This is a genomic window from Halobacillus sp. KGW1, assembly GCF_001592845.1.
In the GTDB taxonomy this organism is placed as follows: Bacteria; Bacillota; Bacilli; order Bacillales; family Halobacillaceae; genus Halobacillus.
In genome coordinates, this window is record NZ_LSOC01000006.1 from 1 (window position 1) to 12,001 (window position 12,001).

Genomic DNA, 12,001 nt, shown 5'->3' on the forward strand with positions numbered 1-12,001 from the left:
CAAAGATCAAAATGTTGTTTGCCGCTTAACAGCGACTTAACTAATATAACATGTTGTTTCGTTTCCGTCAACAACTTTTTATATTTTGTTTCGTTAAGTTCTGTGCGGTGCGCCGCTCTCTTAACGCGACAAGTAATAATATATCATGGCTATAAATCTATTGCAATACCTTTTTCGATATTTTTTTCATAGTATGCTAGTTCAACAAAAAGCTTCTATATTATATAAACAAAAAAGCACACCCGGATAAAGGTGTACTCAACGATACCTGCTTCTTCTTTTGCGCATAATTTTCCTTATGATCGGATAGATGATCGGTCCATATTTGAAGATGCGTCTTATTAATCGCTTCATATAGTTTCTCTCCTTGTAGACTGTCGTTACATTTATCTTTCCCCTGGAAAGATAAAAAGAAACCGATCAACCTCCAACTATTTCATAATAGAGCTTCTTAGCATCTATGACATCCTTCGTTCCATGGATGAGCACCCTTCCATCTCTAAAGAAAACCATACGATGATGCTTGCCATGGTCGTATGATAGTAAAAATGGATTCTCTTTCACTTTCTCTGAAGGTAATCGACGCTTCAACTCTGCAAAGTCACGCTTCATCGTTCCGGAAGGGCGTATCTGCACGGTATCCCGACCACATAGAACAGCAAATTTAGTAGCATTGTCTTCTTCTAAATATGGATAGACGGGAGAATCACCACACGAGGGACAATCTTTCCTTCTGGCGTTCGAGACTTTAATGGAGGTCCTGTCATTATTCCATAAGTCGAAGGTCATCAAAGCTGGATTAACGCGGGCGAAGTCCCCGGTCAGTATCTTTAACGCTTCCGCTACTTGTAATGCTGTAACCATCTGCACGGCCGGACTGATCACACCGACAGTATCACAAGTCGCTCCGCCCAGAGGTACACGTTCCAACAAACAACCTAAGCAAGGGGTTTTCTCTGGAAGAATGGAAAACACAAGACCGTTGCCTCCGACACACCCACCATATATATAGGGGATATTATACTTCTGGGCCACGTCATTCATCAGCATTCTTGTTTCAAAGTTATCGGTACCGTCCATCATTAAATCAACACCATCTGCCAAACGGAGCAATTCTTCCCGCTGAACATCGGCAATCACACCTTCTATAGAAACCGTTGAATTAATACTGGACAACCTCCGTTTAGCCGCTTCCGCTTTCGGAAGGTGTGCCGCAGCATCCGCTTCCGTATATAATTGCTGCCTTTGCAGATTACTTAGTTCTACATAATCCCTGTCGACAATTGTCAGCTTCCCCACTCCGGCCCGCACCAGCTGTTCCGAGCTGCTCGTACCCAGAGCACCCGCTCCAATAATGAGTACATGACTCCCCGCCAGCTTACTTTGTCCCTTTTGCCCAATCGGTCGAAACCGTTCCTGTCGTGAATATCTTCCATCACTCAAAAAAAAGCCCCCTCCATCTACCTCATTACACTTCCACCGGAAATCTTCATGGATTCTCCTACTATATTAAGCGAAGCATCTGTCAATAGATAAACAATGGACCGCGCCACTTCCTCTGCCGTACTCAACCTTCCAGAAGGAATCCCTTCCTCTGCAATACGGCGCTGCTCCTCGTAACTCTTCCCTTCCCTCTCACCTTTTGCACGTATGGATGCCTGTCCCATAGATGTATCCACATAGCCGGGGCAGACGGCGTTCACTCGAATTCCATGTTCAATCGCTTCATAAGCAAACGATTGGGTGAAGCCCGTGATTGCGAATTTTGATGCACTATATGCCGTATTACTGTGTGTGCCGCGCAAACCGGATAAGGAGGAAAGGTTAACGATCGATCCTTTTCCAGTTGTCTTCATTTCATTATAAACTAACTGAGTAAAGAGGACCGTCGCAAAGTAGTTGAGTTCCATTACTTTACGCAACTCATCTTCATTCAACTCTTCCAATGCTCCACCGCCGATAACACCAGCAGAATTGACAAGACCATTTATCGGCCCCATAGCGCTCGCTGCTTCGCGAACAATCTGCCTTCTGTCCTCTTCTTTATTCAAATCTGCCTGAACGACGTAGACTTCCGCATCTTCCCGTATGGAGGCAAGAGACTCTTTCCGTTCGTCCAGTTTCCCACCATTTCGTCCAGTAATCGTCACATGACCTCCAGCACGGACAATTTCTTTCGCCGCTTCGAAGCCGATTCCGCCTGTAGCACCTGTAACAATAGTATGTGTTCCTTCTAACGCCTGTTCAGAAAAAATGTTCATCCCTATCTCCTCCTTAGCGTCACGATATCCTCTGTACGACAGCACTAAACCTATGTAATAAAAAATCAGCGCTTAACGAACGGATTCCGTCGTTGAAGCGCTGATCCACGGGACAACTTTTTTAAGAAAGTCTGCCATGTTTATTCTTTTCTTGTTTCTTCTCATAGCTACCTACACCACTTCTAATGTTATTTCCGTTTGTTCTGCTTCCGGAAAGACAATAGAACCTTTCCACTACGTGTACGTTTCAGACCTTTTGACTTTTCCTGCGTTTGACCTTCCGGGCTGTTTTTGTAGTCCTGGTCGAAAAGCTCACGAGCTTTTGAATAGAGCAGAGTCATAGTGGTGTCCTCCTTTTCTTTATGGGATTATAATTCGATTCCCCCTGATAATATTAGTAAAACATCGTAAAAGCAAGAGATTTTTATTATTTTTATGTTTTTTTATAAATGAACCATCTATAAGCTCATTTTTCGACATATATCACGGTCTTTTCGCGTATTTCACAAAATATTCCCGCCTGTATTTATGATCAAACATAAAAAAAAGACGACACGTAAAACGTATCGTCTCTGCATCTATATGATTAATTCAAAACTTTAACTTCTACTGTTTTTCGTCCGAAATCAAGTGCATCTGATTGTTCAGGTACGAAGACATCAATACGGTTACCTTGGATTGCACCACCAGTATCGGCAGCGATTGCTTTACCATAACCTTCTACATAGACTTCAGAACCTAATGGGATGACATCAGGGTCGACGGCTACAACCTTCTGATCAGGATTAGCACGCAAGTCTACACCTGTAGCTGTTGTACCAGAGCAGCCTTCACAGAAAGCAGTGTACGCTGTAGCTTCCATCGTCAATGTTTTCGCTGCTTCTTCTTGAGCAGGCTCACTGGATGTTGGTTCTGCTTTCGCTTCCTGCTTCTCTGCTTCAGCAGGTTCAGGAGCCTGTTCCGGTTGTTCCTTCTCTACAGGTTGGGAAGCTTCAGGAGCTGCGTCAGCTTCGCCATTACTATGAAGCTTGAGTTCATCTCCAGGGAAAATCAATGCAGAATCCAAACCATTCCATGCTTTCAGATCACTCACACTTACATTATTAGCTTGTCCAATGCTGAAAAGCGTGTCTCCTGGTTTTACTGTGTGGACATCCGCAGATTTACTTTGTCCGTCGACAGAAAGGTTCTGATCGGGGAAGATCAAGTTAGAAGTTAGTCCGTTTGCTGCTTTTATATCTTCAACAGAGACTCCATTCGCTTGGGAAATGGACCAAAGCGTGTCTCCTTTATTTACTGTTACCTCTTCTGCACTTACTGAAGTTGCTGTTACTGCCGAAATCGAAGCGACCGCCGCCAAAGATACTACTGTTTTTTTCATAATTGTTATTTCCTCCTTGGGTAAACAGTCTTGCTAAACGATTTGTTTAGGCACTGTTTAAAATCACAAGTACTACTCTAACATGTGTATCGGAAAAGCCAATAACAGGACAGCAACAATATCATTGCAAACATTACAACGACTTTACTTCCTTGTCATATAGTATAAATCCTTACATTTCTGCATAAAAATAGACCTCTGCATCCGCAGAAGCCTATTTTTCTGAACTTACCTCTTTCCTTAACCTCTTTGTACATTACAATAGTGCACGATAGCATCGTTTAGAAATGCGGGGTACCCCTCTCTCCATTTCTCAAGATTGGAGCGGAACCGCTCATCGTTTACATACATGTCGGCAAGACCGCGGAAGATCTCCAAGGTACATTCATAGAAATAGTCTGTGATATGCTGCCGCTTCTTACCGATCCACTTTTGAACCTCCGCATCTTCCGGTCCTTTATCCATGATAGAAACCAAGTGATGGTCGATGGCATCCATATCCTGTTTCATCCTTTTCCAGTCTTCTTCGGAATAAGATTTTGTCTTCCTTGCTGATTCCTTGTACGCAGCTGTGTTTCCCCAGCGATTGTTTACTTCCTGCTCATATTTCTTTTGATGCTCCTCAATTGAACGACTGTCAAAGGGCTCTAAACGATCTTTATTCTCCATAACCGTTCCTCCTTGAATTGAGGCAAGCGTGCGGTCGACAGATTCAATCATCCGATCCAAACGGTGTCGTTTCTCCACTAACATGTACCGGTGATGAGCAAGTGCCTTTCGCTCATCAAATTCGGGGTCGTCTAGTATCTGTTGAATCTTTACTAAAGAAAGATCCATTTCACGGAAGAAAAGAATTTGTTGAAGCCTCGCTATTTCACTCTCCCCATAAAGTCGATATCCATTAGAAGCGATGGTCCTTGGAGAAAGCAAGCCGATGTGATCGTAATGATGCAGCGTGCGCACACTGCATCCGGCCAGATCCGCTACCTCTTTTATTTTCATCATAGGTGATCACCTCTTCTTAAGCTTATGATATGACGTCACGTCAAGGTCAATAGCTTTTCTTGTCATTAATTGTAGTTTTATGATCCGTAGAGGGTTTTGACGGGCAACTGAAGAATTATTAGCTATGACATTCTTTATAAGGTTGTGTTCCTATGAATATGTACTGCCAGAGTGCTTTCCACCAATTAGAGATCGTGATCGCTTCCATATCAGAAATGGTAGGCCAACTCTCGGAGGATGACCTCAAGCTTCGTCCGACGGAAGGGAAATATTCCATTGGAGAACTTCTTGAACATATCGCTGTCATTCCGGCAGCAGACGGAGCAATTATTGAAGAGCGGTCCAAAGATGAGATGGAACAGTTCTATGAGTCAATATCCCTTAAGAAAAAAGAGGCCATTCTGGAAAAGCTGTTTGAACATTTTTCCCAATTGAAATTTCAATTTGAGCATTATACGGAGGAGCATCTATACACGGAAACAACTTCATGGTGGGGAGTATCCCACACCCGTTTTGAATGGCTCCTGCAAATTATCGCTCATATGTACCATCACAGAGGGCAGCTTCATGCGATGCTCGTCCACACGTATAAGAAGGATCCGGAAATCATGTTATTCGAATAAGCAGACGGAAAGTGCGAATTAAAAGCGAAAGAAACCGACTTCTCCTTTCCTATGAAAGGTCTGAAGGCCGGTTTCTTTGCCGTGGTTTCGAACCACATCTTATTTTCTGCCAAGATCCGTCTGAATGTCCTCTTTGTACGCATAAGAGAAAAGTAAAGAAACTAAAATGGCTCCTCCAATTAAATTACCGATACTCGCGGGTACCAAATTGAAGAAAATATATTCGTACCACGTGTATTTATCAGATACGAGGAAACCCATACTGAAATACCCCATATTCGCGGCGCTGTGCTGGAAGTTACCGGCTACGAACAAGACGACAGGGAGCATAGTTCCAAGAATCTTCCCTGTTATATCCCTTGCAGCAGTCGTAAGAAATGCGGCCATCCCGATCAGCCAGTTCGCCAGGATCCCGGAAATGAGAACCTGAAACCACCCCAGGACACCATGATCCATGAACTTCATTTTATTCTCCAGGTACATAGTCAATTCCGGATAGAAGGTAGAAGAAAAGGATCCGGACAACTCGATCAGCACGGCTACCAAAAAAGCCCCGATCAGGTTACCAATGTAGGTGGATGCCCAGAACTTATATATATTCCCTTTCATTAACCCTGACTTATTAAATAAATAAGACGGTAGAAGGACGTTGATTTCCGTAAACAAAACGGCTCCGGATATAAACACCATCGAATACCCGGCTGCAAACCCGAGACCAGCAAGCAGGTGGAACAGCCCTTTCGTTTCCACCCCTTCGGAAAGCAATATGGAAAAGACAGCCCCGAAGGTCATGAATGATCCTGCCGTCAATGCTAACAGGAATTGAGCCCGGAAAGGCTTACTTAGGTGATCCCTACCTTTTTCACCAAATCCGTCAACGATTTGCGAAGGGATATAGAACTGCCTGCTCGGCTCGTCCTTTTTCTTCTCTTCTATATCTTCCGATTGATTACGGTTTTTTTCGTCATTATCTGCCATTTATCATCCCTCCAATGACATAACTATTCCCCATCTGACTTTTTCTGTAACCTTTCTGTATAACATTCCTGCTTTGAAACAGGTTAATAAGAAAAGGTAAAGGGGGAAGCTCATGGCAAGGGATCTACTTTGTCTCGCTTGTAACGGGGAAGGTCTGCTTATGGATGATGAAGAATGGCGGTACACGTGCAAGATTTGCGGGGGAAGCGGGATGCAGCCACAGAACAGCACCGTGTACGACAAACAAGCCGCCGATGTAGACGAAACAAACCGCACCTTGGACTAGTTCATAAAAAAACACCGCATGCTGTTGCATGCGGTGTTTCTATTCAGGTCACTGTACCATCCAAAGGCTTCCTCGACTTTCTGACAAGAGCTACGATTCCAGCTACCAGATAAGCAGCGCCTCCGAAAATTCCAAGGAACAACGTCGCTAATGTCAGAACTATTGCGGAAACGATCAGCATGATCCCTGCCGCTTTCGGCTTCTTGTTACCGATAAGGAAGATCAGAGCAAGGATTCCGACTGCCAGACCGACGATGGAAGCAATCAGGACAAATTGACCAAGCGACTCGAACATCGTCAACAGCTGCCCCGACGTAAAATCCTCGGCCCCAGGCTGTGCTTGGAATTCGGAGGAATTTATGAAATTCTCCACGCCTTCTCTTACTCCGGGATCATCTATTCCACCCATGATCACAGTACTGACAAACAGAGGGATTCCGAAAAGAACCATACCAATGACCGTCAATACGATTTCAACCGTTCGCTTCACCATTCATTCCTCCTGATCATCAGGCTCCAGCAACATCCCTCTTCGTAAAGAATGTCCAAGCGAGCACGATGAATATGATGTAATATACGGCCAGTACAGCAACGGAAAAGCCTGCTGTCAAACCTTCCAACATAGGTGTGCCCTCTAAATATACCGTCAAATCCGTGTTGGCAAACAGAATATACTTCGCCCAATCTTTGTCTGCAAGGAAAACAATGATCATATTTCCAGCCATCATCAAGAAGATTGCTACACCAATGGCCAGCGCACTGTTACGGAAGACAGCAGATATCATAAAGGCAAACGTTGCCATAATAAGCAGGTTAACAGAACTTAATAAGTACTGCTTAAGTGTATGGGAGAATATTTCCGCAGACTGCATTTCTCCACCTTGGCTGAAGACATACGCCTGTGAAGGATCTCCGAAGCCGAACAATACCGTACCTAACAAGAAGGAAAGAACGTATAAAACTACGAGTGCAGTAAGAGCGAAAATCAATACCGATACATATTTAGACAACAGTATCTTTGCTCTGGAAATCGGACGGATCAACAGCAGCTTGATCGTTCCCCATCGGAATTCGTTGGCTGTGATTCCTGCCGCTACAATAATCGTCAATAAGCTTACTACAGAAACAAGACCGCGATTCTCCTGAACGAAGGACCAGACATTGTATTCCACCGGTTTAATATCATTATCAATGCGGTACTGGTTCTCTTCTACATCATAATAATTAGGATACTTGATTTCCGGAGCCTGGCCGCTCTCTGTCTCCCCTGTCAACTGCGCGTTCTGCTCCTGAAGTTCTTCTTTCCAGTTGTCTCCTGTCGGCGCATCTCCACCTGTGAATGACTCGTCCACTTTAAGCAGCGCGCCGAACGCTATGACAAGCACACCTAAAACGATAAGCATGATCCATGTCGCTTTCTGGGCATATAACTTCATTTGTTCATTTTTAACTAACTGTATAAAATTATTCAATCTTTCCCTCTCCAATCAAATCAAGGAATTTATCCTCAAGCGTCGAACGATTCACGTTCACACTGTAGATGTTGATATTCTTCGCTACAAGACCGGCAATAACGCGCGGGATGTCCTCTTTCTCAATCGTAAGGGTAAGCTGTTCTTTAGCGAGTACCGTCTTCGTATCGGTCAGTTCATCCAAAGCCGCCTTTGCTTCCTCCAACGGCTCCGCCTCGATCGATACTTCCTTCTTATCCGTCTGCTGCAAAGCTTCATTAACGGTCTGAATGGAAATGAGCTCTCCATTCTTTATGATGCCGATTCGATCACACATCATTTCCATTTCAGAAAGGATGTGACTCGATACGATTACCGCTACACCTTCCTCTTCGGCTAGACGACGGATATAAGCACGAATCTCCCGAATGCCCGAAGGGTCCAATCCATTCGTCGGTTCATCGAGGATCAGGACAGAAGGATTATGTAAGAGAGCTTGTGCAATTCCTAAGCGTTGTCGCATCCCTAGAGAATATTTGCCTACCTTATCCTTCATCCGACCTTCCAATCCGACGAGGCGGACCACTTCTTCGATCCGTTCCTTCGTAACACCCGGAATCATTCTTGAATAGTGAAGCAGGTTCTTCCAACCGCTCATAAACGGATACATTTCCGGATTCTCCACGATACCACCGACGTGACGGATCGCATCTTTGAAATCGTTACGGACGCTGTGCCCTTTAATGATGACGTCTCCTTCCGTCATCCCGATCAAACCGACCATCATTCGGATGGTGGTCGTTTTCCCTGCACCGTTAGGACCAAGGAAACCAAATACTTCCCCACCGTAAATATCAAAGTCCAGTCCTTTAATAATCGGCTTCTTCCCTATCGTTTTCTTCAAATTCTTTAACTGCATTACGGGTTCCGTCAAGAAAACCCCTCCTTTTTCTTCGACACACCTAATCTACGACATCAGACAACAAAAGTTTCACTATTTAAGAATTTTTTTACAAAAAACTCCTTCTCGGGAGCTCCTGCATAGAAGCTGTCGTCTATCTTTGTTAAACTAGATAAAGAAATGAGCGTTTAGGGGGAATGATAAAGTGAAAATCGTATCGATCGAACCGACGCCCAGTCCAAATTCAATGAAAATCAATGTAAATGAGAAACTGCCGGATGGTAAGGCTCACAACTATAAAAAGGGAGACGATTTAACAGATGCTCCCGATTTTATCCAGCATTTATTTGAGATTGAAGGAGTCAAAGGGATCTATCACGTGACCGATTTTCTTGCACTCGAACGAAACGGCCGTACAGCTTGGGAAGATATCCTCCCGAAAGTGAGGCACGTATTCGGTTCTGTCGTTCCGGAGCAGCCGGAAGAAACAAAAGGCGCCGGGAATGATGATCCGTTCGGGGAAGTCAGAGTTTACATTCAACAGTTCCGGGGCATTCCGATGCAGGTGAAACTGGAGGAAGGCGAAGAGGAAATCCGTGTCGGTCTGCCGGAACGTTTCATGAATGCAGCGATGAAAGCAGCACCAGCCTCTCCGAATATGATCATGGAGAGGAAATGGATCGAACAGAATCCGAGATACGGGAGTACAGAAGAAATCGGAGAGCAGGTAAAAGAAGAATTATCTGCAAGCTACGACGAGAAACGACTGGAAGACCTTGTTAAACAAGCGTTTGATCAAGAAACGAATCCCGTCGAAAAGCATCCTTCCGAGTCGAAAATCACACTCGAAACACTGGACGATGCCGATTGGAAGGTTCGCTATGCAGCCCTCGACCGTATGGAACCGACAGCAGACGATTATGAAGTTCTCGACAAAGCGCTGGATGACGATAAGGCATCCATCCGTCGTTTGGCGACCGCCTACTTAGGCATGATCGAAGAAGTGGAAACACTCCCCTACCTCTATAAGGCTCTGCAGGATACTTCCGTAACAGTCCGCCGTACTGCCGGCGACTGCCTGTCAGATCTTGGCTTCAAAGAAGCGATGCCTCCGATGATCGAATCTTTGTCCGATGCCAACCGCCTGGTCCGCTGGCGGGCAGCTATGTTCCTTTATGAGCTTGGAGATGAATCTGCCCTTCCGGCTTTGAAGCAAGCGGCTGATGACCCTGAGTTCGAAGTAAAAATGCAGATTAACATGGCCATCGAACGAATCGAAGGTGGAGAAGAAGCCAAAGGATCCGTCTGGCACCAAATGACACAGGCAACGAAACAAAAAGAACAATAGGAGGCAAAAGTGATGAACCCATATGAAGCCTATATGAAAGAAATTTCCCAACCGATGAGAGATGAATTAACTAATGCCGGCTTTCAGGAACTGACGACACCAGAAGAAGTGGATACTTTTATTAGTGAGACAAAAGGAACTACGCTTGTCGTCATCAATTCTGTCTGCGGATGTGCAGCAGGACTGGCCCGTCCTTCGGCCCGAGAATCACTCCATAACGAGAAGCGGCCTGAGAACCTTGTAACCGTCTTTGCCGGACAGGATAGGGAGGCGACCGCCCGAATGAGAGAATACTTGGAAGGATATGAACCTTCCTCCCCTTCCATGGCATTACTGAAAGATGGACAAGTCCTTCACTTTATCCCGCGGGAGGAAATTGAAGATTACGAAGTAGAAGAAATCACAGCCAACCTGACCGGGGCATATAACAAGTTTTGCTAAATACAAGAAAGAGCGGAAGCCTTTTGTGCTCCGCTCTTTTTTATATGCGCTAAGCAGGCTGCGACCCCTCTTCCTCGCTTTTTCCTTTCACCAGAAACAGGACCAGCAAAAGCAGAACCACGCCGATTGCTCCACTGACAATGTAACTGACATTCAAATAATTCTTCATTAATAAAGACATTAAAGGCGGGCCGGCAGCAACCCCGATAAAGCGGGAGGAACTATAGAAGGAGGTAATCGTGCCTCTTTCTTCTTTCTCGATTCCCTCCGTAATAAGCGCATCGAGCGTCGGCAGCATTGACCCGATTGCAATACCAAGCACACTGGTGACTACGAGCAGCAGAACCAACCTGTCACTGACAAAGCCTACAAAGCATACACTGGCTGCGATCATGCTTAAGGATATGGAGAGCACCCACTTCATCACTTTCGTGTCCCCTTTTATTTTCTTACCTGTTATGAAAGAAGCCACACATAAAGTGAATAGAGGGATGGCAAGGATGAACCCCTTCTTCACTCCTTTAATATCATGGACCTTCTCCAACATATCCGACATGAAGAAAAGTACCGCGAAAAGAACGAGCATAGCATAGGCTCCGAGCAGAAAGGTCGGATACAACCATTTCCCCTCTTTCCCGAAGATCTCCTTCGTCTTGTGAATGAATTGCTTTAACGGCTGCGGTTCCGCCTTCTCATCTTTCGGAACTTTGATGAAGAAGAACACAAGAATGATGGAAATCAAGCTGAAAAAAGAGATTGAAAAAAACGGTAAGAACCATAAGAATACTGCGAACAAGGATCCGAGAATCGGACTTAGTACTTTTCCGAACGTGTTGGATGTCTCAATGATTCCGAGACAGGCACTCGTCTTCGTGTCATCGTCTTTATACAAATCACCCACAAGCGGCAAAATAATCGGCGTTGCTCCTGCTGCTCCGATCCCCTGCAGGATGCGCCCGATAATGATCCAAAAGAAAGGATCACTCCCTTTCCAAGAGGCGAATCCCGCAATGATTCCACCGACCAGCGCAAGAAACAGACTGGGAAGAATGATGATCTTCCTTCCAAATCGATCGGAAAGGTACCCGGCGACCGGTATCAGGAAAATAGCCGCTACGGAATAACTCGTAATGATGATACTGGACTGGAACGGGCTGATCCCCACCTTCTCCTCAAAGATGGGAAGAACGGGTATCAGCATGGAATTGCCAAGCGTCATCACCAAAGGGATGGACGCCATACTTATAAGACACCAACGACTCACTTTGTTTTCCATACCTACACCTCATTTACATTCTTATAATTATGGTGTCCAACCAAGCGAAT

The 12,001-nt window shown here is 45.0% G+C and carries 14 protein-coding genes; 4 read left to right on the forward strand and 10 right to left on the reverse strand.

Features of this window, described 5'->3' with window-relative positions:
* Nucleotides 1–420: 420 nt before the first annotated feature.
* From AXG56_RS18035 to AXG56_RS18050, 5 genes are all read right to left on the reverse strand, one after another.
* Nucleotides 421–1,443, reverse strand: coding sequence for a ThiF family adenylyltransferase (locus AXG56_RS18035; protein ID WP_062515761.1), 1,023 nt, complete (start codon nucleotides 1,441–1,443; stop codon nucleotides 421–423).
* A 17-nt stretch (nucleotides 1,444–1,460) separates the two neighbouring features.
* Nucleotides 1,461–2,261, reverse strand: coding sequence for an SDR family NAD(P)-dependent oxidoreductase (locus AXG56_RS18040; protein ID WP_062515762.1), 801 nt, complete (start codon nucleotides 2,259–2,261; stop codon nucleotides 1,461–1,463).
* A gap of 188 nt (nucleotides 2,262–2,449) precedes the next feature.
* The gene (locus AXG56_RS19700) at nucleotides 2,450–2,602 is read right to left on the reverse strand and encodes a hypothetical protein (protein ID WP_008636261.1); all 153 of its coding nucleotides are present in this window, start codon (nucleotides 2,600–2,602) and stop codon (nucleotides 2,450–2,452) included.
* 245 nt (nucleotides 2,603–2,847) lie between these two features.
* Nucleotides 2,848–3,642, reverse strand: coding sequence for a 3D domain-containing protein (locus AXG56_RS18045; protein WP_008636260.1), 795 nt, complete (start codon nucleotides 3,640–3,642; stop codon nucleotides 2,848–2,850).
* A gap of 240 nt (nucleotides 3,643–3,882) precedes the next feature.
* A complete protein-coding gene (locus AXG56_RS18050) occupies nucleotides 3,883–4,647 on the reverse strand; it encodes a MerR family transcriptional regulator (protein WP_062515763.1) in 765 nt (254 codons plus the stop codon).
* Between the two features lie 152 nt (nucleotides 4,648–4,799).
* Here AXG56_RS18050 and AXG56_RS18055 point away from each other — a divergent pair, with 152 nt between their 5' ends.
* Nucleotides 4,800–5,270 carry a DinB family protein gene (locus tag AXG56_RS18055; protein WP_026578884.1) on the forward strand — a complete coding sequence of 157 codons (471 nt, stop codon included), beginning with the start codon at nucleotides 4,800–4,802 and terminating at the stop codon, nucleotides 5,268–5,270.
* A 99-nt stretch (nucleotides 5,271–5,369) separates the two neighbouring features.
* Here AXG56_RS18055 and AXG56_RS18060 read toward each other — a convergent pair whose 3' ends face one another.
* Nucleotides 5,370–6,248 carry a formate/nitrite transporter family protein gene (locus AXG56_RS18060; protein ID WP_062515764.1) on the reverse strand — a complete coding sequence of 293 codons (879 nt, stop codon included), beginning with the start codon at nucleotides 6,246–6,248 and terminating at the stop codon, nucleotides 5,370–5,372.
* Nucleotides 6,249–6,360: 112 nt separating this feature from the next.
* Here AXG56_RS18060 and AXG56_RS19705 point away from each other — a divergent pair, with 112 nt between their 5' ends.
* The gene (locus AXG56_RS19705; RefSeq protein ID WP_201029328.1) at nucleotides 6,361–6,534 is read left to right on the forward strand and encodes a hypothetical protein; all 174 of its coding nucleotides are present in this window, start codon (nucleotides 6,361–6,363) and stop codon (nucleotides 6,532–6,534) included.
* Nucleotides 6,535–6,577: 43 nt separating this feature from the next.
* Here AXG56_RS19705 and AXG56_RS18065 read toward each other — a convergent pair whose 3' ends face one another.
* Genes AXG56_RS18065 through AXG56_RS18075 form a run of 3 tightly spaced genes read right to left on the reverse strand, consistent with a single transcriptional unit; the run spans nucleotide 6,578 to nucleotide 8,919 of the window.
* Nucleotides 6,578–7,024, reverse strand: coding sequence for a DUF4064 domain-containing protein (locus AXG56_RS18065; RefSeq protein WP_369815278.1), 447 nt, complete (start codon nucleotides 7,022–7,024; stop codon nucleotides 6,578–6,580).
* 19 nt (nucleotides 7,025–7,043) lie between these two features.
* Nucleotides 7,044–8,006 (reverse strand): ABC transporter permease, encoded by a 963-nt coding sequence (locus AXG56_RS18070; RefSeq protein WP_026578881.1) that lies wholly within the window; start codon nucleotides 8,004–8,006, stop codon nucleotides 7,044–7,046.
* Nucleotides 7,999–8,919: an ABC transporter ATP-binding protein gene (locus AXG56_RS18075; protein WP_026578880.1), complete on the reverse strand. Its 921-nt coding sequence runs from the start codon at nucleotides 8,917–8,919 to the stop codon at nucleotides 7,999–8,001. The genes AXG56_RS18070 and AXG56_RS18075 overlap by 8 nt, the downstream gene beginning before the upstream one ends.
* A 172-nt stretch (nucleotides 8,920–9,091) precedes the next feature.
* Here AXG56_RS18075 and AXG56_RS18080 point away from each other — a divergent pair, with 172 nt between their 5' ends.
* Both AXG56_RS18080 and AXG56_RS18085 read left to right on the forward strand, forming a co-directional pair.
* Nucleotides 9,092–10,234: a conserved virulence factor C family protein gene (locus tag AXG56_RS18080; RefSeq protein WP_062515766.1), complete on the forward strand. Its 1,143-nt coding sequence runs from the start codon at nucleotides 9,092–9,094 to the stop codon at nucleotides 10,232–10,234.
* 12 nt (nucleotides 10,235–10,246) lie between these two features.
* Entirely contained in the window at nucleotides 10,247–10,675 is a 429-nt protein-coding gene (locus AXG56_RS18085) for a BrxA/BrxB family bacilliredoxin (RefSeq protein ID WP_026578878.1), read from the forward strand.
* A gap of 49 nt (nucleotides 10,676–10,724) precedes the next feature.
* On the opposite strand, the gene AXG56_RS18090 is transcribed toward AXG56_RS18085, so the two are convergent.
* Nucleotides 10,725–11,951 carry an MFS transporter gene (locus AXG56_RS18090; RefSeq protein ID WP_062515767.1) on the reverse strand — a complete coding sequence of 409 codons (1,227 nt, stop codon included), beginning with the start codon at nucleotides 11,949–11,951 and terminating at the stop codon, nucleotides 10,725–10,727.
* Between the last annotated feature and the right edge of the window lie 50 nt (nucleotides 11,952–12,001).